The organism is Curtobacterium sp. YC1 (assembly GCF_016267665.1).
Taxonomy (GTDB): Bacteria; Actinomycetota; Actinomycetes; order Actinomycetales; family Microbacteriaceae; genus Curtobacterium.
This window is the reverse complement of sequence record NZ_CP066341.1, coordinates 2,136,028-2,160,207: the sequence shown is the minus strand read 5'-3', so window position 1 is coordinate 2,160,207 and position 24,180 is coordinate 2,136,028. Positions and strand designations below refer to the sequence as shown.

The following is a 24,180-nucleotide window of genomic DNA, read 5'->3' as shown; positions in this document are numbered from 1 at the left end:
CAGCGCCCTGCGAGGGCGCGCCTGGGGAGCGCACCCCGAGGTTCACGGCGCGCCGCCCTGCGCAGCCGACCCCGGGCCTCCAGACCGTAGAGTGACGCCCGTCATGCAGCCCAGCGTCTCCCAGCCCCGCGTCACCACGATCCTCGTCGCCGCGAACGGGGCCGACCACCTCGACCGGACCCTGGACGCGCTCGCCGCGCAGACGCGCCACCCCGAGAACCTCGTGGTCGTCGACGTCGGCTCGACCGACGGGTCGACCGCCGAGCTGTCGTTCGGCGGGTCCGCCCGGCTCGTCCGGCTGCCGGCCGGTGTCGCGTTCGGTGACGCCGTGCGCCAGGGGGAGCGCGCCGCCCCGCCGGCCGCCACCGACGAGCCCGTCGACGAGTGGCTCTGGGTGCTCGGACACGACAATGCGCCGGCACCGACCGCGCTCGCCGACCTGCTGTCCGCCGTCGAGATCGCACCGTCGGTCGTCGTCGCGGGGCCGAAGCTCGTCGCCGACGACGACCCCTCGCGCATCCGTGCCTTCGGTGAGAGCACGACCCGCTTCGGCCGGTCCGTCGTGCTCGTGCAGGACGAACTCGACCAGGGACAGCACGACCGCAACACCGACGTGCTCGCCGTCAGCGCCGGTGGCATGCTCGTGCGCCGCTCGGTCTGGAACGAGCTCCGCGGGTTCGACCCGGCACTGCCGGACGTCGACGCCGCACTCGACTTCTGCACCCGGGTCCGGCTCGCCGGGCACCGGGTCGCCCTCGTGCCGGAGGCACGGGTCACCAGCGCCGGACCCATCGAGGAGTTCGGGCGCAAGCGCGTGTCCGAGGCCCGGCGCGTCCGCATCCACCGGCAGGCGCAGCTGCACCGGCGGATGGTCTACGCACCCGTCGGCCTGCTGTGGTTGCACTGGTTGACCCTCGTACCGTTCGCGGTCGGTCGTGCCCTCGGGCACCTGGTCGCGAAGCACCCCGCTGCGGTCGTGCCCGAGCTGGCAGCCGCCTTCGCCGTCGCCTTCGGCGGGGGCACGGGCCGGGCGCGGAAGAACCTGGCGCGGACCCAGAAGCTCGGGTGGGCGGCCATCGAACCCCTGCGGGTGAGCTGGCGACGCCTGCACGAGCACCGCACCACCACGCGTGACGCCGAACTCGCCCGGGTCGAGGACGCCCCGATCGCGCGGGCGTCGTTCCTGGGCGACGGCGGGATCTGGGTGGTCCTGGCCGCCGCGGTACTGAGCGTCGTGACCCTCTACCCGCTGCTCGGCTCGCCGGCGTTGACGGGCGGCGGTCTCCTGCCGCTCAGCGCCACCCCCGGCCAGCTCTGGCAGAACGTCGGCTACGGCTGGCACTCGCTCGGTACCGGCTTCACCGGCCCGTCCGACCCGTTCGCCGCCGTCCTCGCGGTGCTCGGCTCGATCGTCTTCTGGTCGCCGTCGACCGCGGTCGTGCTCGTGATGCTCGTGGCGTTCCCGCTGTCCGCCCTCGGTGCCTGGTTCGCCGTCCGCAAGGTCACGACGCGCACCTGGGTGCCGGTCATCGGCGCGGCGCTCTACGCCATCGCCCCGTCGCTCGTGGGGGCGGTCACGACGGGCCACCTCGGTGCCGCGATCGCGCACGTGGTCCTTCCGTGGCTGTTCCTCGCCGTCCTCGAGGCGCACCGCTCGTGGGCGTGGGCGTCCGGCGCCTCGTTGCTCTTCGCCGTCGTCGCGGCCTCGGCGCCGTCGCTGCTGCCGGTCCTGCTGGTCTGCTGGCTCGTGGCGCTGCTGGTCGGCTGGCGGCGCGCGCACCGTCGGGTCTTCATCCCGGTGCCCACCGTCGTGCTCTTCCTGCCGCTGGTGCTCGCGCAGGCGGCCAGGGGCAACCTGCTCGCCGTCTTCGCCGACCCCGGTGTGCCGTCGGCGACCCGTGCGCCGTCCGCGCTGCAGCTGGCGATCGGCCAGCCCCTGCCCGACTGGAGCGGCTGGCTGCCCGTCACCAGCGGCCTGGCGATCGCCGCGGTGGTGCTCCCGGTCGTCATGGCCGTGCTCGCGCTGCCGGTGGCGGCCGCCGCCATCGGTGCGATGCTCGGTCACCGCTGGGCCGTCGCGGGCGCCGCGCTCGTGGTGGCACTCCTCGGGTTCGCGACCGCGTTCGCCGCGACGCACGTGACGGTGACGGGCGTCGGCTCGACGACCACGATCGTGTGGCCGGGCAGCGGGCTCTCGGTGTACTGGCTCGCCCTGGTCGTGGCCGCATGCATCGGGATCGACGTGCTGCCGAAGGCCGCGCCGGTGGCGGGTCTCGCCGCGACGGTGCTCACGGGGGTCGCCGTCGCGCCGGCCTTCGCCGCGTTCTACCTCGGCAACGCCACGATCGAGCCGACCACCGGCCGCGTGCTGAGCGCCTACGTGAACGCCGAGGCGCAGGCGAACCCCGACGTGGGCACGCTCGTCGTGGTGCCGCAGGACGACGGCTCGCTCGCGGTCACGCTCGAGCGCGGGCAGGGCTCGACGCTCGACGACCAGTCGACCCTCGACGCGACGGCTCTGCGTCTGAGCGAGTCCGGGGCGCGTCTGACCACGCTGGCCGGCAACCTCGCGAGCCGCAGCGGGTACGACCCGCGTCCGGCGCTCGCGGAACTCGGCGTGAGCTTCGTGCTCATCGACGACGCCGGCGACGACCCCGAGGCCCGCGCGGTGCACGACCGTGCCGCCGGGGCGATCGGGCAGGACGCGCGGTTCACGGCCATCGGCGAGACCGCGACCGGCCAGCTGTTCCACTACGACGGCGAGGTCGACCGCGTGCGCACCGGCTCGGCCGCCACCCAGGCCACCCACGTGCTCTACCTGGTCGTGCTCGGCGTGGTGTTCGGGGCCGCGGCCCTGCTCGCCGTGCCGACCGCGCCCCGCCGACGCCGCGCCACCTCGAACGTCATCGAGGCCGAGGAGCCCGCCACCACCTTCGACGAGGAGCGAGACGAATGAGCCCCACCCCCGCCTCCGTCCGTCGGTGGGTCGTCCGCGGGACCGCCACCGCGGTCGCCGTGGTCGTCGCCGCGGGTGCCGTCACCGCCGCACACGCCTTCGGCACGGAGTCCGACCCCGGCCGGCCGGCCGGACGCACCGTGACGCCGGTGCCCGCCGCCGCCGAGCGCGTCTGTGCCGGCAGCGCCCTGCGGCTGTCCGACGATGCCGGCAACGACGCCACGACCGCGAGCACGGTCGGTTCGGCCACCATCGCGACGGCGACGACGGGCTCGACGGTCGACCGCTCGGCGCTCGACCCGTCGACCACCGGCGGGAGCGACCCCCGTCTGCTCACGGCACCGGCGGGCGAGACCACCCCGCAGGTCGCCGGCAGCAGCTACCAGAGCGTCTCCAGCGGCGACCTGGTCGGCGCCGGAGCAGCGTCGTGCGACGACCCGAGCCGGTCCACCTGGCTCGTCGGCGGCTCGACCGAGACCGGACGCACCAGCCTCGTGACGCTGTCGAACCCGACCGAGGTGAACGCCACCGTCGACCTGACGATCCACGACGGCAGCGGGACCGTCAGCGCACCGGGCACGACCGGCATCGTCGTCGCGCCGAACACGCAGAAGGTCGTGCCGCTGTCCGGCTTCGTCTCGGACGCTGCATCGACCGTCGTGCACGTCACGTCGTCCGGCGGGCAGATCGTCGCGCACATGCAGGAGACCGTCGTCCGCACGCTCACGCCGGGCGGCTACGACATCGTCTCCGGCGGCGCGGCGCCCTCGCGTGCGCAGGTGATCCCCGGGGTCGTGCTCGCCGACACCCAGGCGGCGCAGCGCGGCGACGACACCGCCGACGCCGCGCCCATCGTCCGGCTGTTCGTACCGGGCGACAAGTCGGCTCGGGTGACGCTCGGCATCAGCACGGCCGACGGCGGTGGCTCGACCGTCAACGCGACCGCGGAGCCCGGGGTCGTGACGGACGTCGCGCTCGACGACTTCCCGGACGGCCGGTACTCCTTCACCGTGACCTCGACCGAGCCCGTCGTCGCTGGCGCCCGCACCACGACGCCGACCGACGGCAACGGCGACGGCACCGACCTGGGCTGGTTCGCGTCGGCCGAGCCGCTCGGCGACCGCGCGATCACGGCGATCGCCCCGGGGGACGGCGTCCGCCTGAACTTCGTGAACCCGACGCGCGAGGACCGCTCGGTGACGGTGCGCTCCGGCGACGAGCGACGGACGCTCGCGATCCCGTCCGGTGCGACGGTCACGCTGCCGGTGCAGACGGCGAAGCAGCTGACGCTCACGGGGACCGACGGGATCGTCGCCGGTGTCACGTACCGCGGACCCGACGGCATCGCCGGCTTCCCGGTCCGCCCCGAGACCGACGTCTCCACCCCGGTCCGCATCTACCCCTGAGTGGCCCGGCCACCGACCGCGGCGGTGTCGTGACGAGACCGGCCGCGCGTCACCAGTGGCGGTAGCGGTCCGGTGCGAGGTCCCACGGGTCCTTGCCGATCAACTCGCCGACGGCGCGGAACACCGCGGTCTCGACGACGATCCGACGGTCCGTGTCGTCCTTCTCCGGGCTGCGGGTCACCCGTTCGACCGGGATGCGGAAGACGGTGACCCGGCGGGCGTCGCGGTCGATGCGCCAGCGCGGCAGCTCGTCCGGCAGGGTGGCGTCGGACGGCATGTCCGCCACCTGGAAGACCACGCCGGCGAGTTCGTCCGGCCAGAGCCCGAGCAGGTAGTGGGCGCTGTCGCCGACGAGGCGGTCGAAGGCCTCGGCGCGGGTGACGACCGGCGCGAGCTCGGGGCCGGTGACGCTCGAGCGTCCGCCGCGTCCGTGTCGCGAGCGCCCGCGTCCGCGGTCGACCGGGGTGACGAGGCGGGGCTTGCGACGCATCCCCACATCGTACGCGCGGACGGGCGTCGGTCGGACGCTCCGCTAGGCTCCCTGTCGACATGGACGTGCGGATCTGCAGCAAGGTGGCGTGTGCCAACAGCGCTTCGTCGACCCTGACGTACGACTACGCCGACTCCATGGTCGTGGTCGGGCCGCTGTCCACCCGCGTCGAGCCGCACGGGTACGACCTGTGCGCCCGGCACGCGGCCGCCCTGCGCGTGCCGCGCGGTTGGCAGGTGGTGCGGCGCGAGCCGCTGCCGCGCGACGCCGACTGACGCCTCGCCTCCGCGACGTGGTCGCGGTGGTCGGACGGGAGGCCCGGGGAGCGTCACCGACGTCGGCTGGTGACCCGCGCCTCCCGGCATGGAACACTGGTGCGCATGTCGACCGAAGCCCAGACCGCCGTCCCGTACCGCGTCGCCGACCTCACCCTGGCCGAGGCGGGCCGCCACCAGATCCGTCTCGCCGAGAACGAGATGCCGGGCCTGATGGCCCTGCGCGACGAGTTCGCCGCGGCGCAGCCGTTGGCGGGCGCGCGCATCGCCGGCTCGCTGCACATGACGGTGCAGACCGCGGTGCTCATCGAGACGCTCGTCGCGCTCGGTGCGCAGGTGCGCTGGGCGAGCTGCAACATCTTCTCGACGCAGGACGAGGCCGCCGCCGCCGTCGCGGTCGGCCCGACCGGCACCCCTGACGCCCCCGCCGGTGTCCCGGTGTTCGCGTGGAAGGGTGAGACGCTCGAGGAGTACTGGTGGTGCACCAGCCGGATCTTCGACTGGAGCGACGAGGCCGCCGCGGCCGGTGCCGACTGGACCGGACCGAACCTGATCCTCGACGACGGCGGGGACGCCACGATGCTCGTGCACACCGGTGCCGACGCCGAGGCCGCCGGGGCAGCGCCCGTCGCCGCAGCCGACGCCAGCGCCGAGTGGAAGATCGTGCTCGACACCGTCGCGCGGTCGCTCGAGACCTCGTCGGACCGCTGGACCCGCATCGCGGCCGACATCCAGGGTGTCACCGAGGAGACCACCACGGGCGTGCACCGCCTGTACGAGCTGTTCCGGAACGGCGAGCTGAAGTTCCCGGCGATCAACGTCAACGACTCGGTGACGAAGTCGAAGTTCGACAACAAGTACGGCATCCGGCACTCGCTGCCCGACGGCCTGAACCGTGCCACCGACGTGCTCATCGGCGGCAAGGTCGCGTTCGTCGTTGGCTACGGCGACGTCGGCAAGGGGGCGGCCGAGGCGCTCCGCGGGCAGGGGGCCCGCGTGATCGTCAGCGAGGTCGACCCGATCTGCGCGCTGCAGGCCGCGATGGACGGGTACCAGGTCGCACGCCTGGCCGACGTCGTCGGCGAGGTCGACATGGTCATCACCTGCACGGGCAACCTCGGCGTCGTGGGCGTCGACGAGATGCTCGGCCTGAAGCACCTGGCGATCGTGGCGAACGTCGGCCACTTCGACAACGAGATCGACATGGCCGGGCTCGAGGCGCTGCCCGGCGTCGAGAAGGTCGAGATCAAGCCGCAGGTGCACGAGTGGCGCCTGCCGACCGGGCGCTCGATCCTGGTGCTGTCCGAGGGGCGGCTCATGAACCTCGGCAACGCGACCGGGCACCCGTCGTTCGTGATGAGCAACTCGTTCACGAACCAGGTGCTCGCGCAGATCGAGCTGCACACCCGGCGCGACGAGTACCCGACCGGGGTGTACGTGCTGCCGAAGCACCTGGACGAGAAGGTCGCACGGCTGCACCTCGACGCGCTCGGCGTGCAGTTGACGGCGCTGCGGCCGGAGCAGGCGGCGTACATCGGCGTGCCGGTCGAGGGCCCCTTCAAGCCGGACCACTACCGCTACTGAGCGGGCGAGGCGGCGGCCGGCGGCGGCGCGGCCGGCGGCGTTGTCGTTCGCACAACCAAAGTGACCCGGAACCGCGCGATCGCGTGGCGCCGGGTCACTTCGGTTGTGCGGACCGTTTCCGAACCGGCCCGCCGCCGGCAGGCGGCTGGCGGCCGCGCCGGCGGCTGCCGGCGATCGATTCGCGCCCCGGTGCGGTCATCGCGCCCCGGAGAGTCGGGGCGCGACGACCGTCAGGGGGCGCGAACCGCGCGCGCCCGCGCCGCGCCGTGCGCCGCGCCGCGCCGCGCGCGGCGCGCGCCCGCTCAGCGCGGGAAGCCCGGCGGCCGTGCCCCGGCCGTCGCCCCGGCCCGGGCCAGCAGCGCCGCCCGGGCTCCCAGCGCCCGCTCGTCCCGTCGGCGCCGCAGCACGACGACCCCGGCCAGGAACACCTCCGGCGGCACGGGCGGCACCGGGTGCGCGAACGCCGACACCTCGGCCGCCAGCGACTGCGCCGCAGCGTCGCGCAGTTCGGGCCGCATCAGCGCGGCCCCGCGGAAGAACGCACCGAGCCGGTTCTCCAGTCGCTGCGGCAGCGACGAGACGTCCGCGACGCCCGCCCACGCCTCCAGCTCCGGCGGCAGCCGTACCTCGGGGTCGCGCTGCTTCGGCAGGCGCTCGTGCTGCACGACGGTGCCCGCGAGCAGGTCACCCAGGCGCCGCGGTCGGCTGCCGAACAGCGCGACGAGCAGGGCGACCGAGCCGAAGCTCATCCAGAGCTCGAACAGCCCCACGAGCGCCCGGGTGAACGCGTGCCGGAACCCGATCGCGCCGCCGTCGAGCCGGACGACCCGGGTGCCGGTGGCGAAGCGTCCGACGCTCCGCCCCCTCGTCACCGTCTCGACCGCCGCGGGGACCAGCACGAGCGCGACGACGAGCAGGACGATGTTCAGCGCAGCACCCCAGGCCGGCTCGATGCCCTCGGGCCACAGGCGCGAGACACCGAAGAACGCCAGGACGAACAGGACGAGGACGCAGAGCCCGTCCAGGAGGGCCGCGGCGAGCCGCAGCACGAGCCCGGCGGGCTGGACGTCGAGCGCCACGCCCTCGCCCACGACCAGCTCGTCGGCGGTCTCCTCCAGGTCACGTGAGAACCGGGCGTCGGCGAGGTCACGCGGCGTGCGGGGCTTCGGCATGGGATCATTCTGTCGGACATCGCGCGACCTGAGGGGGAACACGTGGACCTGGATGCCTACGCCGAGGTGCACGGCGACCGGTGGCGGGAGCTCGACCGCCTGGCACGTGCCCGTCACGCCTCCGGTGCCGACGTCGACCGGCTCGTCGCCGGCTACCAGGAGGCCGCGACGGACCTCGCGCGCATCCGGGGCGCCGCACCGCGCACCGCGACCGGGGACCGGCTCTCGCTCACGCTCTTCCGGGCCCGCCTGCGCTTCACCGGCACCCCCGTCGACCCGCTGACCGCGGTCGCCCTGTTCTTCACCCGACAGCTGCCCGCGGCGCTCTACCGGATCCGGTGGGTGACCATCTGGGTCGCCCTCGCCACGGTGGCGATCGGCGCGATCGTCGCCGTGTGGATCACGACGACCCCCGGCGCGACGGCGACGTTCGGGACGCAGGAGGCCCTGCGGCAGTACGCCACGCAGGACTTCGTCGACTACTACTCGGACCGTGGCCTCGGGGCGTTCACGGCGCAGGTCTGGACGAACAACGCCTACATCGCCGCGACGATGGTCGCCTTCGGCATCACCGGTGTCTTCGTGCCGTTCTCGATCATGCAGAACGCCGTCAGCCTCGGGGTGTCCGCCGCGATCATGCACTCGCAGGGGCGCCTGGCCGACTTCTTCCTCTACATCTCGCCGCACGGGCAGCTCGAGCTGTACTCGGTGTTCCTCGCCGGTGGCGCAGGCCTCATGATCTTCTGGTCGTGGGTGGCACCCGGCCCCGGCCGCACCCGCGCGCAGGCCCTCGCCGAGGACGGTCGTGCCCTCATCACCATCGCGATCGGACTCACCCTGACGCTGCTGCTGTCCGGCATCGTCGAGGGCGTCGTGACCCGTCAGGACTGGCCGTGGCCGATCAAGATCGGCATCGGCACGGTCGCCCTGGTCGCGGTGCTCGCCTACCAGTGGGTGCTCGGCGGTCGTGCGTACCGGGCGGGGGAGCGCGGCGACCTCGAGGAGTTCGAACGCGGCTCCACCGCCCTGGTCGCCGGCTAGCGACCGGTCGGCGTCAGAGTCGACCGCTGGCCTTCGCCCGGATGTAGGCGTCGGCGACGAGCGGGGGGACGTCGGCAGGGGTCCCACGGACGACCTCGGCGCCGGAGCGCCGCGCGACGTCGGCCGCGCCGTCCGCGTCGAGCAGCGTGCGTTCGGCGGCCGCCCGCCGGTACACGTCGCGCTCCGCGCCGGTGGGGAGGCCCGGCACCCGTCCGCCCCGCGACGTGCGGATCGCCGTGGTCTCGTCCACCCCGCCGCGCGCCATCCGCTGCACGGCCGGGTCCTCGACGCTCGTCACGACGACGGCGTGCCGCCGCGCCAGCCGGGGGAGCACGGCGAGCAGGTCGCCCGACGCACCGACCGAGTCGAGGCTCGACGCGAGCACGACCAGGGCGCGCGACGTCGTGATCGAATCGACGAGCGCCGGGACCGTCGCCCAGTCGGTCGCCGCGAGCCCCGGTTCGGCCATCGCCAGCGCCTCGCCGAAGCGCTGCACGACGTCGGCGCGGGTGGCTCCGTGCACGCGGTCGTGCGCCGTGTCGTCGAGGACCACCAGGTCGACCCGGTCGCCCGCGGCCGCCGCGAGGGCGCCGAGGAGCAGCGCCGACTCGATGAACGTGTCCAGGCGCGGCTCGTCACCGACCCGGCCCGCACCGGCGCGCCCGGCGTCCACCACGACGACGACCCGTCGGTCGCGTTCCGGTCGCCACGTGCGGACGACCAGGTCCTGTCGCCGGGCTGTCGCCCGCCAGTCGATCGAGCGCACGTCGTCGCCGCGCACGTAGTCACGCAGCGAGTCGAACTCCGTGCCGTGGCCGCGCAGCTGCAGGGTCGTCTCGCCGTCGAGTTCGCGCAGCCGTGCGAGCCGTGAGGGCAGGTGCCGACGGGAGCGGAACGGCGGCGTCACGACGAGTTCGCCGGGTGCCGCGACCACGCGCTGGCGTGCGGCGAGGCCGAGGGGACCGAACGACCGGACGGCGACCCCGGTGGTGCGGCGGCGACCGCGGCGGAACGGGGTGAAGCGCATCCGGGCCGTGCGGCGCTCACCACCGGGGACCTGCATGCGGAGGCGACGGGGGCGGTGGCCCGCCGAGGGCTCCCACATGTCGCGCACCACACCGCGCACCGTGCGGGACCCGTCGTTCGCGAGCACGAGGGTGCCGTCCGCGGTGCTGTCGCGTCGTGCGAGCCGCGGCATCCGACGCTCCACCCGGACCTGTCGCAGGTCGGCGGCGAGCAGGACGTCGAGCGTCGCCGCGAGCAGCACCACGCCGACCCACGCGAGCCCGGCCCACGCGCTGGCGAGCAGCACGGTGGGCACGATCGCGACGGCGAGGAGCGCGACGAACCGGCCGGAGACCGCCACTAGATCGGCACCCGCACCTGCTCGAGCACCTGCTGGAGCAGGCCGTCGGCACCGACGCCCTCGAGCTCGGCGTCCGCGGCGACCCGCAGACGGTGCCGCCAGACCGGCAGCGCCATCGCCTGCACGTGGTCCGGGGTGATCGCGTCGTAGCCGGTGAGCCAGGCCCAGGCCTTGGCCGCCGCGAGCAGGGCCGTCGCGCCACGGGGACTGACCCCGACGCGCACGGACGGCGCTTCGCGGGTGGCACGGGCCAGGTCGACGATGTAGGCGAGCACGTCGTCGCGCGCCCCGACGGCACGGACGGCCCGCTGCGCGCGGACGACCTCGTCGACGCCGACCACCGGCGTGATGCCGGCCGATCGCACGTCACGCGGCACGAACCCGTCGGCGTGACGTCGGAGCACCTGCCACTCGACGTCGCGCGGCGGGACGTCGAGCGTCAGCTTCATGAGGAACCGGTCGAGCTGCGCCTCGGGCAGCGTGTACGTGCCCTCGAACTCGATCGGGTTCATGGTCGCGGCGACGAAGAAGGGGTCGGGCAGCGGACGGGCGTCACCGTCGACGCTGACCTGCCGTTCCTCCATGGCCTCGAGGAGCGCCGACTGGGTCTTCGGGGGCGTGCGGTTCACCTCGTCGGCCAGCAGCACGTTGGTGAAGACGGGGCCCTCGCGGAACGGGAACGTGCCGGTGGACGCGTCGTAGACGAGCGAGCCGGTCACGTCGCCGGGCATCAGGTCGGGGGTGAACTGGATGCGCTTGGTGTCGAGCGACATCGACGCCGCGAGGCTGCGGACGAGCAGGGTCTTCGCGACGCCGGGCACCCCCTCGAGCAGCACGTGGCCCTGCGCGAGGAGCCCGACGATCATGCCGGAGACCGCGCCCTCCTGGCCGACGACGGCCTTGGCGACCTCGGAGCGGACCCGTCCGAACGCGTCGCGCAGGTCGCTGCGGTCGGGGCCCGCGGGGTCGTGCTCCGTCGCGGCGTGCTCGGGGGAGGCAGGGGGCATGTCGGTCACGGTCGTGCTCCTGGTCGGTCGGTGTACGGGGTGGTCCGGTCGCCGGAGGTGGCGCGCCGGACAGCGCGTTCGAGGTCGTCGAGTGCTGCGGCGCCGTCGACGAGCGCGCGGTCGTCATCGGTGGTCCCGCCGACGAGCACGGCGCCGACGCGGGTGTGCGGGATGCCGGTGGCCTGCGCAGCCGACCGCACGACCTCGTCGACGTGGGCCGATCGCGGCAGGCCGAGCAGCCGGCCGGTGCGTCGGACGGCGGCGACGCGCAACGTGTCCAGCGCGTGGGTGCGGTCGCGGGTGCGGGCGTACATCCGGGCGCGACCCTCGGTGGTCTCGGCGGCGCGGACGACGACGGGCAACTGCTCGACGACGAGCGGGCCGAGGCGCCGGCCCCGCCACACGCCGGCCGCCACGGCGACGAGCGCGAGCAGGGCGAGCGCACCCGGGACCCAGGGCGGCGCGAGCTCGCCGAGGGTCGGGGCGGCATCGGGGGTGCCGACGGCGGGGGTGTACCAGGTCAGTCGGTCGTCGTCGCCGAGCAGGCCGAGGGCGAGTGCCGCGTTGCCCGCGGTCCGGATCGTGTCGTTGCGCAGTGCCGAGGTGGTGCCGAGCAGGGTGACGTCGCCGCCCGGGGTCGTGGTGCGCACGAGCCCCCACACCGTGGCCCCGCCGCTCCCGGTCGGCGCACACCGCTCAGCCTCGGGGTCCTGCACGGTGTAGCCCCACCCGCCGGTCGACACCCGCTCCGCGGAGGCAGCCGCCGGGATCCCGCACGAGGCGGTCGACACGGTGTCGTCGCCGTCGACGGGTACGGCCGGGTCGACGTCGAGTCCGAGCGCCTCGAGGCCGGCGCCGCCCGACGACACGACGACCACGTGCCGGGCCGTGCGGCCGATGCGTTCCGCGACGGTGGCGTCGAGCACGCCGTCGGAGTCGTCGACGAACACCGTGCCACCGTCGATCCCGTCGGCGGTGTCCGTCACGGAGACCGCGGTGCCGCGCTGCTCGAGCACCCGTACCAGGGCGGCCGAACCGCTCGCCGTCGTCGAGGTCGGGTCGAGCGGGCGCGGGGCCGCCGGGTCGGTGCCCTGGACGACCGCGGTCAGCGCGGCGAGGACGATGCCGACCAGCACGATGGCGACCCAGAACCCGACGCGCAGCCGGCGGCCCTCCCGAGTGGTGGACGCCGGGGCAGCGACCGCCCGGCTCGCGGTGTCGGCCGTCACGCCGGGACCGCCGGGCTGTCAGCACGGGCGGGGCGGGCCTGTCGGACGGCGCGCTCGGTGTCGAGCACGCGGCGGGCCGCGGCCTCGTCGGCGTCGGCACCGAGGTACCGCACGCCGTCGAAGGTCGTGGCGGCGTCGCCGAGGGCCTCCGCCGAAGCGGGGAACGGCACCGCGCCGCGGATCGCGATCGTGCGGGCGGTGGCACCGGGCACGTCGGGCACGAGGTCGCGTTCGCCGAGACCCCGGGCGACGGCACGGAAGCCGTCGAGCACCGCCGCCGACCAGTCGGCACGCCGGACCGCGGCCTGCGCGGACTCGAGCAGCTCACTGGCCGACCGCAGGTCGTCGGCGTCGAAGACCCCGCCGGTGTCGCCGTCCCCGGTCCGCGCCCGGCGGCGGGGGAGTCCGCGGGCGACGACGACGAGCACGACGACCGCGACGAGCACGACGATCGCGATCACCAGGGCCGTGCGGGCCGCAGCGGGGGAGTCGAGACCGTCGGCGCGGAGCGACCCGAGCCAGTCGAGGAAGCCCCGCGAGGCACGGTCCCACCACGTCGGCTCCGCACCGTCGTACGCGGAGCGGTCGAGCTCGCGTTCGAGCAGGCGGCGCGCCTCGTCCGGGTCGACCGCGGTCACGCGGTGCCGTCCGGCGGTGCCTGCCCGGAACCCTGCTGCCACGGCTGCTGCTGGCCGGGCCGGCCGCTCTGGCCGTTCCAGGGCTGCTGCTGCTGGCCGGGCTGCCCGTACCACGGCTGCTGCTGCGGCTGGCCCGGCTGCCCGTTCCACGACTGCTGGCCGCCCTGGCCGTTCCACTGCTGCTGCGGCCACTGCTGCTGCGCCTGCCACTGCTGCCCGGCCCACGACTGCTGCGGCGGCCACGGCGCGCGCGCGACCGGCTCGGACGGTGCGAACGGGTCGGTCGGCCGCCCCGAGTCCAGGTGCGACGCGATCCGCTGGTCGAGCGCCTCGGTCCGGATCCGCCGGTCGATCGCCAGGAACGTCACGACGGACGCGCTCAGGACGTCCGTGATGCACTGCACCGCGATCGCGAGCAGACTGCCGACCACGACCGCGACGACCGCTCCGGCCCCGGCCCCGGACGCGGAGTCCGTCTGCCCGAGCGGGTCGAACGTGCCGGCGACGAACACCGATCCGACGGTCAGCGGGATCGACGCGATGGACGCCGCGAACCCGAACATCACCTGCACGAGCAGCAGGATGCCGAAGGTCCGCCAGAAGGCCCCGCGGGTCAGGCGCCACGACTGGGCGGCAGCGGCGAAGACCGGTCGGCCCTCGAGCGCGATCGTCGGGACGGTGAACACGAAGCGCGTACTGAGCCACACGACCACGACGACCAGGCCGAGCACGAACAGCACGAGCGCCAGCACGAACCAGCCGGTCCCGGAGTCGGCCGCACCCATCGCGGCGAACACCCCGAAGAACACGAGTCCCGCGACGATCGCGATGACGACGCCGGCGCCGACCTGCACGAGCATCCACGCCACGACGGACCACCGGCGACCGGCGAGCAGCGCCCACAGCCCGCGGAACGTCGCCCGCCGGCCGAGCACCCGCTGCCCGGTGTCCGCGGCGACCGGCGCCACGAGGAACCCGCGACCGAGGTAGGCGAGGAACGGCAGTACGACCGAGATCAGCGCCGTGAGCGTCAGCGTGCCCGCGAGCACCGAGTCGGCACCGCTGCCGCCGTCGAGGGCGGAGAACATCCGCGACTGCAGCGCCCGCTGCCCGAACGTGCTGGCCAGCGTCGAGAGCAGGCCGAGCACGCCGCTGAGCAGCACGCTCCAGAGCAGCAGGACGCGGGCGTTGCGGCGGAAGACCGTGAACGCGCCGGCCAGCACGTCGCCGAGCCCGAGCGGGCGCAGGGGGATCACCGGACGCTGGCCGCGGGGCGGACGGCCCGGACCCGACGGACCCGGCCCCGGGGCGGGCGGTGGCGGCACGGAGGAGCCGGACGGGCCTCCAGGCCGGGGTCCCGGTCCCTGCGTCGACCCGGAGCCGTACCCCGTGCGGGACCCGGACGCGGGTGGGGTCGACCCACCCTGCTGCCCGGCACCCGGTGTGTGCCAATCGGACATGACTCCAGCCCCCTCGTCGTGTCGGACCGTGCCAGCGGCGCGCGGTCCACCCCCATCCTGGCGGAAAACCTGGCCTGACGGTGCCTCGGCTATCGTGTGGGGACACGTGCCGCCCGGCACCCCGCACCGCCACCCGGAGTCCACACCACATGACACCGCGCATCCTCGTCGTCGACGACGACCAGGCCCTCGCCGAGATGATCGGCATCGTGCTCCGCTCCGAGGGGTACGAACCCGAGTTCAGCGCCGACGGCAACGACGCCGTCGACGCGTTCCGCGCCACGAAGCCGGACCTCGTCCTGCTCGACGTCATGCTCCCGGGCATCGACGGCATCGAGGTGTGCAAGCGCATCCGCGCCGAGAGCGGCACGCCGATCATCATGCTCACCGCGAAGAGCGACACCGCCGACGTGGTGGCCGGGCTGGAGAACGGCGCCGACGACTACGTCGTGAAGCCGTTCAACCCGAAGGAGCTCGTCGCCCGCATCCGCACCCGGCTGCGTCCGAGCGCCACCGACTCCGGCGTGCTGCAGGTCGGCGACGTCACGGTCGACGTCGCCGGGCACGAGGTGCGGCGGGGCGACACCGTCATCGCGCTCACCCCGCTCGAGTTCGACCTGCTCCGCGCGCTCGCCGAGAAGCCGAACCAGGTGTTCACGCGCGAGATGCTGCTCGAACAGGTGTGGGGCTACCACTACAAGGCGGACACCCGTCTGGTGAACGTGCACGTGCAGCGGCTCCGCGCGAAGATCGAGCACGACCCCGACAACCCGAAGACCGTCACCACGGTCCGCGGCGTCGGGTACCGCGCCGGAGGAGCCTGAGCACCGTGCCGCCCTCGACGCGCCCGTCGCGTGCGGCCAGCACCGCCACCGTCTCGATCGGCGTCGTCGGCCGCGGCCGGCGGCGCATGCGTCGGTGGCTCCGGCGCGGCTGGCGACCGATCGCGTTCCTGTGGCGGCGGTCGCTCATGTTCCGCTCGGTCGCCATCACGGTGATGACGACGGGCCTCGCGGTGGCGATCATCGGCACCGCCGTCATGGTGAGCATCTCGACCAACGTCTACTCGCAGCGGCGCGACCAGATCGAGTCGGAGTCGGCGCGGGCGACCATCGTCGCGCAGGGCATCTTCGACGCCGCCACCGCGGCCGAGGACAACAACCAGTCCGAGCTCGAGACCCTGCAGAACGAGGCGCAGCAGGCGATCCTGTCGAACACCACCAGCCCCGGCGGCACGAGCATCGCGATCGAACGCAGCCCGGGCCAGTCGACCCCGCAGACGCTGCAGACCATCGCGAGCCAGGACTTCCCCGACGCCGTGATCACCGACGCGCTGCGCAAGGAGGTCGGCAAGAACACCGGCCGGCTGAGCCTGCAGCCCGTGGAGCTCGACGACGACGGGCGCAGTGTCCCGGGCCTGGCGGTCGGCTCGACGCTGCAGATCCCGAGCGCCGGGCAGTACGAGCTCTACCTGGTCTACGACCTGTCCGACGCCCAGCAGACCCTGGACTTCGTGTCGCAGACCCTGTCGATCGGCGGCGTCGCGCTCATGGTGCTCATCGCCCTCGTGACGTCGCTCGTGGTCCGGTTGGTGGTCGTGCCGATCCGCGGGGCGGCCGAGACGAGCCGGAAGATCGCCGCCGGACGGCTGGACGAACGCATCCCGGTGCGCGGGCAGGACGACCTGGCGACGCTCGCCCGCAGCTTCAACGGGATGGCCGAGGCGGTCAGCCGGCAGATCACCCAGCTCGCCGAGCTGTCCCGCGTGCAGCAGCGCTTCGTGTCCGACGTCTCCCACGAGCTGCGCACCCCGCTCACGACCATCCGGCTCGCCGGCGACGTGCTCTACGACTCCCGTCACGCGTTCGAACCCGCGGTCGGCCGGTCCGCCGAACTGCTGCACGCCCAGGTGGAGCGGTTCGAGCTCCTGCTGGCCGACCTGCTCGAGATCTCCCGCTACGACGCCCAGGCCGTGCAGCTCGACACCGAACCCGTGGTGCCGGCAGCGCTCGCCGCCGACATCGTCGACGAGTTCCGGCCCCTCGCCGAGCGCGCCGGCGTCGAGCTCCAGCTCGTCACGCCCGGTGGCCACACCACGATGCGGCTCGACGCCAAGCGGGTGCGCCGCATCCTGCGCAACCTGGTCGGCAACGCCGTCGAGCACGGTGACGCCCGGCCCGTGCAGGTGGTCGTGGACAGCGACGCCAGGACCGTGGCCATCGCGGTGCGCGACCACGGCGTCGGCATGCCCCCGGAGGACGCCGCCCGGGTGTTCGACCGGTTCTGGCGTGCCGACCCGAGCCGCAAGCGCACGATCGGCGGCACCGGGCTCGGGCTCGCCATCAGCCTCGGCGACGCGAAGCTGCACGGCGGCCGCATCGACGTGTGGTCGCGGCCGGGCGAGGGCTCGACCTTCGTCCTCACCCTGCCCCGCAACGAACACGGCACCACCGCCACCTCGGCGATCCCGCTGCCCGAGCTCGACGAGTCGTACGACGGGCCGCGCGCCGTGCGAGAGGAGTCCTGATGCGATCCCGTCCCCGGTTCCGCCGTGTCCTCGCCGCAGCCCTGGCCGCGCTCGGCGTGCTCGCCCTCACCGCCTGCGCCGCCATCCCGGTCGACGGCGGCGTGCGCACCGGACAGACCATCAAGGACGAGTCGCTGTCCGGCGTCGACTTCCGGCCGGCCAAGCCGATCACCGGTGCCGACCAGACCGCCATCCTGCGCGGGTTCGTCGCCGCGGCGACCGGCGCGCAGGACAACTACGCCATCGCCCGGCAGTTCCTGGCGTCCGGCTTCGCCGAGCAGTGGAACCCGCGGCAGGGCGTCACGATCCGCGACGGCAGCGGCACGGTCGAGCGCGCCGACGACCGCGAGCTCACGTACACCCTCACCGCGAGCGCCACGGTCGACGCCGAGGGGGAGTACACCCAGGCGGTCCGGCCGACCTCGTCGACGCTGACGTTCCAGTTCGTCCGCGAGGACGGCGAGTGGCGCATCGCGTACGCCCCCGACGGGATCATCCTGTCGCCGGTGAGCTTCGCGTCGGTCTTCCAGCCGCACGCACTCTACTTCTACGACCCCACCTACCGGTTCCTCGTGCCGGACCAGCGCTGGTTCCTCGCGCGGTCCTCGACGAGCACGCGCATCGCCAGCGCCCTGCTCGCCGGCCCCGCGGACTGGCTGAAGGGCGCCGTCGTCTCGTCGTTCCCGGAGGGCACGCAGCTCTCGCTCAACGCCGTGACGATCGACAGCGGCACCGCGCTCGTCGACCTGTCCAGCGACGCCCTGCGCGCGAGCACCGTCGACAAGGTGCGGATGCGGGAGCAGATGAGCAAGTCGCTCGCCTCGGTCGCCACGATCTCGTCGGTGACGATGACGTTCGAGGGCACGACCGTGGCGCTGCCCGACACCGGCGGCGCGGACGCGCAGGTCAACCCCGACGTCGACCCGCGCCCCCTGGTCGAGGACGACGGCACGGTCGGCTACGCCGCGACGGGGACGGGTGACGTGGCCGAGCTCGGCAGCGGTGTCGGCGACGCGATCGCCCGGCTCGACCCGACCTCCATCGCCCTGTCGGCGTCCGGCACCACCGCCGCGGTCGGCAACCGGGACGGTGCCGTCGTGGTGCGCGGCGACGACCGCCTGCGCGTGGACGCCCGCGAGGACCTGGTCGCACCCACCCTGGACGACCTCGGCTTCGTCTGGGTGGGCCAGCGGTCCGACACGCGCCGGGTGACGGCGTACGGGCTGGGCGGTGACCCGCACCAGGTCGCGACCTCGCTGCCGCGCGGCGACCTTGTGTCGTTCCAGCTGTCGCGCGACTCCACCAGGGCACTGGCGCTCATCGAGACCGGCGACGGTCCGGGCCTGTACGTGATGGCCGTCATCCGCGGGTCCGACCGCGCCCCGACCGCGCTCGGCCCGGCGGTGCGCGTGCAGGCGGCGACCGGCAACGCGGTCGGAGCGACCTGGGTCGACGACACCGACGTGGCGTCGGTGGGGCAGACCGCCGCCGGTCCGAACGTGGTGCGGACGACGATCGGGGGCAAGTCGAGCACGCTGCCCCGACCGGACGGGCGCGCGACCGCGATCAGCGGCGGCGGGGGTGGCGCACTGCTCCTCCGCATGTCGGACGGGTCGGTGCTGCAGTCGACCGGCGGCGCGTGGGACACGACGCTCGTCACCGCCGACGTGCTCGGCGTCCAGCGCTGACGGCATCCCTCCACCGCCGGGACGGCCGGGAGGCCCGTCCACCGTCCGACAGGCCGGCCCACCGCCGCCGCCGGTGCGGCACCACGCTGGTGGCCGTGCCACCGGACCTGCCTGCGACCCCACCGCCCACCACCTCACCGCCCACGGGCCCGTCGCCCGAGCCGCCGACGCCGTGGCGCGACGCCGCGCTCGCGGTGCTCGGGCTGTTCCTGCCGGTCGCGTGCCTGGGGTGCGGGAAGCCCGACCGGGCGCTCTGCCCGAGGTGCCGGCGTGCCCTCGCCGCCCGGCCCGGACGGGTGCGACTCGTCGCCGGGGTCCGGCTCGACGCGGCCTTCGCGTACGAGGGGCTCGTCCGCACGCTGCTCCTCGAGCTGAAGCTGCGCGGTCGGGTCGACGTCGCCCGGCCGCTCGGCACCCGGTTCGGTGCACTCGTCCGGGCAGCGCTCCAGGCCGCCCCTGACGACGCGGTCGTGCTCCGCGTGCCGCCGTCGCGGTCCGGGTCGCGGCGGCGGGGGTTCGACCCGGTGGTGCTCCTGCTCGCCCGGGGTGGTGTGCGCCGGACGCGGGCGCTCCACCGCGTGCGACGCGGCGCGACCGACCCTGCGGCCGGGGCCGGGGCCGGGGCCGGGGCCGGGGCCGGGGGCGCCGGCCCCGGCCTGGGGCACGTGCACCGGGCGGGCGCCGGGCAGAAGGAGCGCACGGCGGTGGAACGCGTCGCCGCCACGGTCGGGACGCTCCGGGCCGTGGGGGTGGCCGGCCGCGACGTCGTCCTGGTCGACGACGTCGTGACGACCGGCGTCACCATGGCCGAGGGCGTCCGTGCCGTGCGGGCCGCCGGGGGTCGGGTGGTCCGCTGCGTCGCCGTGGCGAGCGTCGACGACTGACCGTCTCGATGAACGCCCGGTGTCGACTGTGCGTCCGGTGGGTGTCCGGCGGACTCGCCGTGGTGCCGTGACGCCGGGCAGTCGACGGGTCTAGCCTCGCGGCAAGGCGTTCGGGTCGCCGGACGGAGGCGACGCGCCGACACTGGATGGGAGCCGCCACATGGACGTGACGATCACGGGCCGGAACGTCGGGGTCACCGACCGTTTCCGCACCTACGTCGAGCAGAAGTCCGAGAAGATCGACGTGCTCGCCGACCGCGCCCTCGCCTTCGAGGTGCGCATCAGCCGCCACAACGAGAAGTCGGGCGGCAGCCAGGGCGAGGACCGCGTGGAACTCACGCTGATCGGTCCGGGGCCGCTGGTCCGGGCGGAGTCCGCGGCGTCGGACAAGTACGCCGCGTTCGACCTCGCCTTCGCGCGGATCACGGAGCGCCTGCGTCGCGCACGCGACCGCCGCAAGGTGCACCACGGCCGGCACCGCCCCACCTCCGTCGCCGAGGCCGCCGGCAACGCCTTCGACGGCATGGGCGTCGTACCCGCCGACGGCAAGCTCATCGAGGACGTCGCGACCGGCGCCGTGCCGGTGGTCGACGACCAGCGCGAGGACGACGAGAGCGAGGTCTACAGCCCCGTCGTCATCCGGCAGAAGGTGTTCGAGGCCGCCCCGATGACCGTCGACGACGCGCTGTACCACATGGAGCTCGTCGGGCACGACTTCTACCTGTTCCTCGACGCCGAGACCCGTCGTCCGAGCGTCGTGTACCGCCGCAAGGGCTGGGACTACGGCGTGATCGGCCTCGACGAGGTGTCCGCCGACCGGGCCCCCGCGGACGAGGCACCCGTCAGCGCGATCGCCTGACCCCTCGCCGCGGATCCGTTCCGCGACCGTGTGCGCGGCCCGTCCTCGGGCCGCGCGCACCCGTTCCGCCCCCGATCGGGCAGTGGCGCTCCTCACAGCGCGGCGGTGGTCGCGGGTTGCTAGCATGACTGGTCGATCGGGCGCGCAGGTCGCGCGCGACGACCTCGTAAGGAGCTCACGTGGCAAACGTGCTGGAGAAGGTCCTCCGCATCGGCGAAGGACGAACCCTCCGTCGGCTGAAGGCGTACGCCTCGGCGATCAACGACCTCGAGGACGACTTCTCGAGCCTCACCGACGAGGAACTCCACGACGAGACCAAGGAGCTCCGCGAGCGGTACGCCAACGGCGAGACCCTCGACGACCTCCTGCCCGAGGCGTTCGCGGCCGTGCGCGAGGCGGCGAAGCGCACGCTCGGCATGCGGCACTTCGACGTGCAGCTCATGGGCGGCGCGGCGCTGCACCTCGGCAACATCGCCGAGATGAAGACCGGTGAGGGCAAGACCCTCGTCGCGACGACCGCCGCCTACCTCAACGCGATCCCGTCGCGCGGCGTGCACGTCATCACGGTGAACGACTACCTGGCGTCGTACCAGTCCGAGATCATGGGCCGCGTCTTCCGCGCCCTCGGCATGACGACCGGCTGCATCATCGCGAACCAGACCCCGGCCGAGCGTCGCGAGCAGTACGCCGCCGACATCACGTACGGCACGAACAACGAGTTCGGCTTCGACTACCTGCGCGACAACATGGCGTGGCAGGCGTCGGACATGGTGCAGCGCGGCCACTTCTTCGCCGTGGTGGACGAGGTCGACTCGATCCTCATCGACGAGGCCCGCACGCCGCTCATCATCTCCGGCCCGTCCTCGGGCGAGGCCAACCGCTGGTTCACCGAGTTCGCCTCGATCGCCAAGCGCCTCACCCCGGGCGAGGACTACGAGGTCGACGAGAAGAAGCGCACCGTCGGCGTGCTCGAGCCCGGCATCGAGAAGGTCGAGGACTACCTCGGCATCGACAACCTGTACGAGTCGGCGAACACCCCGCTCATCTCGTTCCTGAACAACTCGATCAAGGCCGTCGCCCTGTTCAAGCGCGACAAGGACTACGTCGTGATGAACGGCGAGGTGCTCATCGTCGACGAGCACACCGGCCGCATCCTGATGGGACGCCGCTACAACGAGGGCATCCACCAGGCGATCGAGGCCAAGGAGGGCGTCGAGGTCAAGGCCGAGAACCAGACCCTGGCGACCGTCACGCTGCAGAACTACTTCCGCCTGTACCAGAAGCTCTCCGGCATGACCGGTACCGCCGAGACCGAGGCGGCCGAGTTCATGTCGACGTACAAGCTCGGCGTGGTCCCGATCCCGACGAACAAGCCGATGCAGCGCATCGACCAGACCGACCTCGTCTACAAGAACGAGAAGGCGAAGTTCGAGCAGGTCGCCGAGGACATCGCGGAGCGCCACGAGAAGGGCCAGCCCGTCCTGGTCGGCACCACGAGCGTCGAGAAGTCCGAGTACCTGTCGAAGCTCCTCGCCAAGAAGGGCGTCAAGCACGAGGTCCTCAACGCGAAGAACCACGCGCGTGAGGCCGCGATCGTCGCGCAGGCCGGTCGCCTCGGCGCCGTGACCGTCGCGACGAACATGGCCGGCCGCGGTACCGACATCATGCTCGGCGGCAACTCGGAGTTCCTCGCCGTGCAGGAGATGCACGCCAAGGGCCTGTCCCCGACGGAGACGCCGGACGAGTACGAGGCCGCGTGGGACGACGTCTTCGCCGAGGTCAAGAAGACCGTCGAGGAAGAGGGCGACAAGGTCCGCGAGGCCGGCGGCCTCTACGTCCTCGGCACCGAGCGCCACGAGTCCCGCCGCATCGACAACCAGCTGCGTGGACGGTCCGGCCGTCAGGGCGACCCGGGCGAGAGCCGGTTCTACCTGTCGCTGACCGACGACCTCATGCGCCTGTTCAACTCCGGCGCCGCCGAGAGCCTGATGGGCCGCTCGAACGTGCCGGACGACCTGGCGATCGAGAACAAGCTCGTCGGCCGCGCGATCCGCTCCGCCCAGGCGCAGGTCGAGGGCCGCAACGCCGAGATCCGCAAGAACGTCCTGAAGTACGACGACGTCCTGAACCGGCAGCGCGAGGCGATCTACAGCGACCGACGCCACATCCTCGAGGGCGACGACCTGCACGACCGCGCGCAGTCGTTCCTCAAGGCCGTCATCGACGACGTCATCGACTCCCACACCGGCGAGGGCTCGCCCGACGACTGGGACCTCGACGCCATGTGGACCGAGCTCGGCACGCTCTACCCGATCTCGATCTCGATCGACGAGGTCATCACCGAGGCCGGCTCGAAGGGCAAGGCGTCGCGCGACTTCCTCGCCCGCGAGATCCTCTCCGACGCCAAGCTGGCGTACCAGCAGCGCGAGGAGCTCCTCGGTGACGAGGCGATGCGCGAGCTCGAGCGTCGTGTCGTGCTCTCGGTGATCGACCGCCGCTGGCGCGACCACCTGTACGAGATGGACTACCTCAAGGACGGCATCGGCCTCCGGGCGATGGCGCAGCGCGACCCGCTGGTCGAGTACCAGCGCGAGGGCTACGCCCTGTTCCAGACGATGATGGGGCAGATCCGCGAGGAGTCCGTGGGCTACCTGTTCAACCTCGAGGTGCAGGTGCAGTCCGACGGCGAGAACGCGGTCATCGAGGCCAAGGGCCTCGGCGAGGACGAGGTCTCCGGCCTCGAGTACTCGGCGCCGTCCATCGACGGCGAGGTCGAGGTCCGTGACGAGCGCGGCCGCCTCGAGCAGGCAGCGACCGCCCGCGCGCAGCGCGCGCAGGCCGAGGCCGAGGCAGCAGCGGCGCCCGAGCAGGGCTCCGCCTTCGGCAACGCCGCCACCGCGTCCGGTCAGGCCGCCGCGGCCGGCAACCGGGCCGAGCGTCGGCAGGCCGCCAAGAAGAACTAGCGTCGGCACCGCCGGACGGGAGGCACGGGACCAGCTGGTCCCGTGCCTCCCGTCCGTCCGGGGGCACCGCTAGAGCACGCCGACGGCGGTTGCCCGCCACCTGCCGTGCCGTTCCTCGAGCCGGATGGCGACCGCGCGGGCGTGGCTGCGGGTGTGCACGACGACCGTCGCCTCGGCCACGCCCCGGGCGGGTCGGCAGACGACCACGCTGCCGACGCGGAGCACGGGTCGGCCGCGGGACCGACGGGCCGTGCTGCGGGCCCGGGCCGCGAGCGCCGCACGCTGCTGCAGGTGTCGGTGCACGTCGTCGGTGATCCAGCGGGCGATGCTGTCGACCTCGCGGGCGCCGGTGAGCACCTCGGCGATGCAGAGGCCGAGCGCGCGGGCCGTGGCCGCGGGGTCACCCGGGTCGGCGGGGTCCGGGGGAGCCGACGGGGCCGTGGCGGCTCCGACGGCTGCGATCGACCCGTCGCGTCGGTCCGGTCCGTCCGACTCGTGCTCGTGCGGTCGTTCCGGCTCCACCGCGACGAGCCGCGGTGGACGTGTCGTCGCCGTGTCCTCGATCCGGCGTGCCTGCTCTGCCACCCCTGCCCCTTCCGTCGGTGGCTTGAGCGTATGATGTGTACGACATGCAG

The 24,180-nt window shown here is 73.7% G+C and carries 19 protein-coding genes; 11 read left to right on the top strand and 8 right to left on the bottom strand.

The features are described 5' to 3' along the window. The first annotated feature begins 103 nt into the window (after positions 1-103). A complete protein-coding gene (locus tag I8920_RS10110; RefSeq protein ID WP_198656235.1) occupies positions 104-2,956 on the top strand; it encodes a glycosyltransferase family 2 protein in 2,853 nt (950 codons plus the stop codon). Next, positions 2,953-4,362, top strand: a complete 1,410-nt coding sequence (locus I8920_RS10105; RefSeq protein ID WP_198656234.1) for a DUF5719 family protein — start codon at positions 2,953-2,955, stop codon at positions 4,360-4,362. Before I8920_RS10110 ends, I8920_RS10105 begins: the two co-directional genes overlap by 4 nt. A gap of 49 nt (positions 4,363-4,411) precedes the next feature. On the opposite strand, the gene I8920_RS10100 is transcribed toward I8920_RS10105, so the two are convergent. Further along, positions 4,412-4,852, bottom strand: a complete 441-nt coding sequence (locus I8920_RS10100; RefSeq protein ID WP_198656233.1) for a metallopeptidase family protein — start codon at positions 4,850-4,852, stop codon at positions 4,412-4,414. A 59-nt stretch (positions 4,853-4,911) separates the two neighbouring features. On the opposite strand from I8920_RS10100, the gene I8920_RS10095 reads away from it, so the two are divergent. Next, positions 4,912-5,127 carry a DUF3499 family protein gene (locus tag I8920_RS10095; protein ID WP_198656232.1) on the top strand — a complete coding sequence of 72 codons (216 nt, stop codon included), beginning with the start codon at positions 4,912-4,914 and terminating at the stop codon, positions 5,125-5,127. A gap of 105 nt (positions 5,128-5,232) precedes the next feature. Beyond that, complete coding sequence (ahcY, locus tag I8920_RS10090) at positions 5,233-6,711, top strand: adenosylhomocysteinase (protein ID WP_198656231.1); 1,479 nt, start codon at positions 5,233-5,235, stop codon at positions 6,709-6,711. Positions 6,712-7,013: 302 nt separating this feature from the next. Here the strand turns inward: ahcY and I8920_RS10085 are convergent, their stop codons facing one another. Continuing rightward, positions 7,014-7,883: an RDD family protein gene (locus I8920_RS10085; protein ID WP_198656230.1), complete on the bottom strand. Its 870-nt coding sequence runs from the start codon at positions 7,881-7,883 to the stop codon at positions 7,014-7,016. 42 nt (positions 7,884-7,925) lie between these two features. On the opposite strand from I8920_RS10085, the gene I8920_RS10080 reads away from it, so the two are divergent. Further along, complete coding sequence (locus I8920_RS10080; RefSeq protein ID WP_198656229.1) at positions 7,926-8,924, top strand: stage II sporulation protein M; 999 nt, start codon at positions 7,926-7,928, stop codon at positions 8,922-8,924. A gap of 13 nt (positions 8,925-8,937) precedes the next feature. Here the strand turns inward: I8920_RS10080 and I8920_RS10075 are convergent, their stop codons facing one another. The 5 genes from I8920_RS10075 to I8920_RS10055 are packed head-to-tail and all read right to left on the bottom strand — an operon-like array spanning position 8,938 to position 14,420. Next, entirely contained in the window at positions 8,938-10,290 is a 1,353-nt protein-coding gene (locus I8920_RS10075; protein ID WP_198656228.1) for a DUF58 domain-containing protein, read from the bottom strand. Then, positions 10,290-11,297, bottom strand: a complete 1,008-nt coding sequence (locus I8920_RS10070; RefSeq protein WP_225558874.1) for an AAA family ATPase — start codon at positions 11,295-11,297, stop codon at positions 10,290-10,292. The genes I8920_RS10075 and I8920_RS10070 overlap by 1 nt, the downstream gene beginning before the upstream one ends. Before the next feature lie 5 nt (positions 11,298-11,302). Next, a complete protein-coding gene (locus I8920_RS10065) occupies positions 11,303-12,526 on the bottom strand; it encodes a DUF4350 domain-containing protein (protein WP_198656227.1) in 1,224 nt (407 codons plus the stop codon). After that, entirely contained in the window at positions 12,523-13,206 is a 684-nt protein-coding gene (locus I8920_RS10060) for a DUF4129 domain-containing protein (RefSeq protein ID WP_198656226.1), read from the bottom strand. The genes I8920_RS10065 and I8920_RS10060 overlap by 4 nt, the downstream gene beginning before the upstream one ends. Then, a complete protein-coding gene (locus I8920_RS10055; protein WP_198656225.1) occupies positions 13,161-14,420 on the bottom strand; it encodes a glycerophosphoryl diester phosphodiesterase membrane domain-containing protein in 1,260 nt (419 codons plus the stop codon). The genes I8920_RS10060 and I8920_RS10055 overlap by 46 nt, the downstream gene beginning before the upstream one ends. Positions 14,421-14,773: 353 nt before the next feature. Between I8920_RS10055 and mtrA the strand changes: the two genes are divergently transcribed. From mtrA to secA, 6 genes are all read left to right on the top strand, one after another. Then, the gene (mtrA, locus tag I8920_RS10050) at positions 14,774-15,448 is read left to right on the top strand and encodes an MtrAB system response regulator MtrA (protein ID WP_198656224.1); all 675 of its coding nucleotides are present in this window, start codon (positions 14,774-14,776) and stop codon (positions 15,446-15,448) included. Between the two features lie 5 nt (positions 15,449-15,453). After that, positions 15,454-17,151: an MtrAB system histidine kinase MtrB gene (gene mtrB / locus I8920_RS10045; RefSeq protein ID WP_198656223.1), complete on the top strand. Its 1,698-nt coding sequence runs from the start codon at positions 15,454-15,456 to the stop codon at positions 17,149-17,151. Next, positions 17,151-18,839, top strand: coding sequence for a GerMN domain-containing protein (locus I8920_RS10040; protein ID WP_198656222.1), 1,689 nt, complete (start codon positions 17,151-17,153; stop codon positions 18,837-18,839). The genes mtrB and I8920_RS10040 overlap by 1 nt, the downstream gene beginning before the upstream one ends. A gap of 95 nt (positions 18,840-18,934) precedes the next feature. Next, positions 18,935-19,723 carry a ComF family protein gene (locus tag I8920_RS10035; RefSeq protein WP_198656221.1) on the top strand — a complete coding sequence of 263 codons (789 nt, stop codon included), beginning with the start codon at positions 18,935-18,937 and terminating at the stop codon, positions 19,721-19,723. A 160-nt stretch (positions 19,724-19,883) separates the two neighbouring features. After that, positions 19,884-20,582, top strand: coding sequence for a ribosome hibernation-promoting factor, HPF/YfiA family (gene hpf / locus I8920_RS10030; protein WP_198656220.1), 699 nt, complete (start codon positions 19,884-19,886; stop codon positions 20,580-20,582). 179 nt (positions 20,583-20,761) lie between these two features. Next, positions 20,762-23,545, top strand: a complete 2,784-nt coding sequence (gene secA / locus I8920_RS10025; RefSeq protein WP_198656219.1) for a preprotein translocase subunit SecA — start codon at positions 20,762-20,764, stop codon at positions 23,543-23,545. A gap of 69 nt (positions 23,546-23,614) precedes the next feature. Here the strand turns inward: secA and I8920_RS10020 are convergent, their stop codons facing one another. Then, positions 23,615-24,130, bottom strand: coding sequence for an Rv3235 family protein (locus I8920_RS10020; RefSeq protein WP_198656218.1), 516 nt, complete (start codon positions 24,128-24,130; stop codon positions 23,615-23,617). Positions 24,131-24,180: the final 50 nt, after the last annotated feature.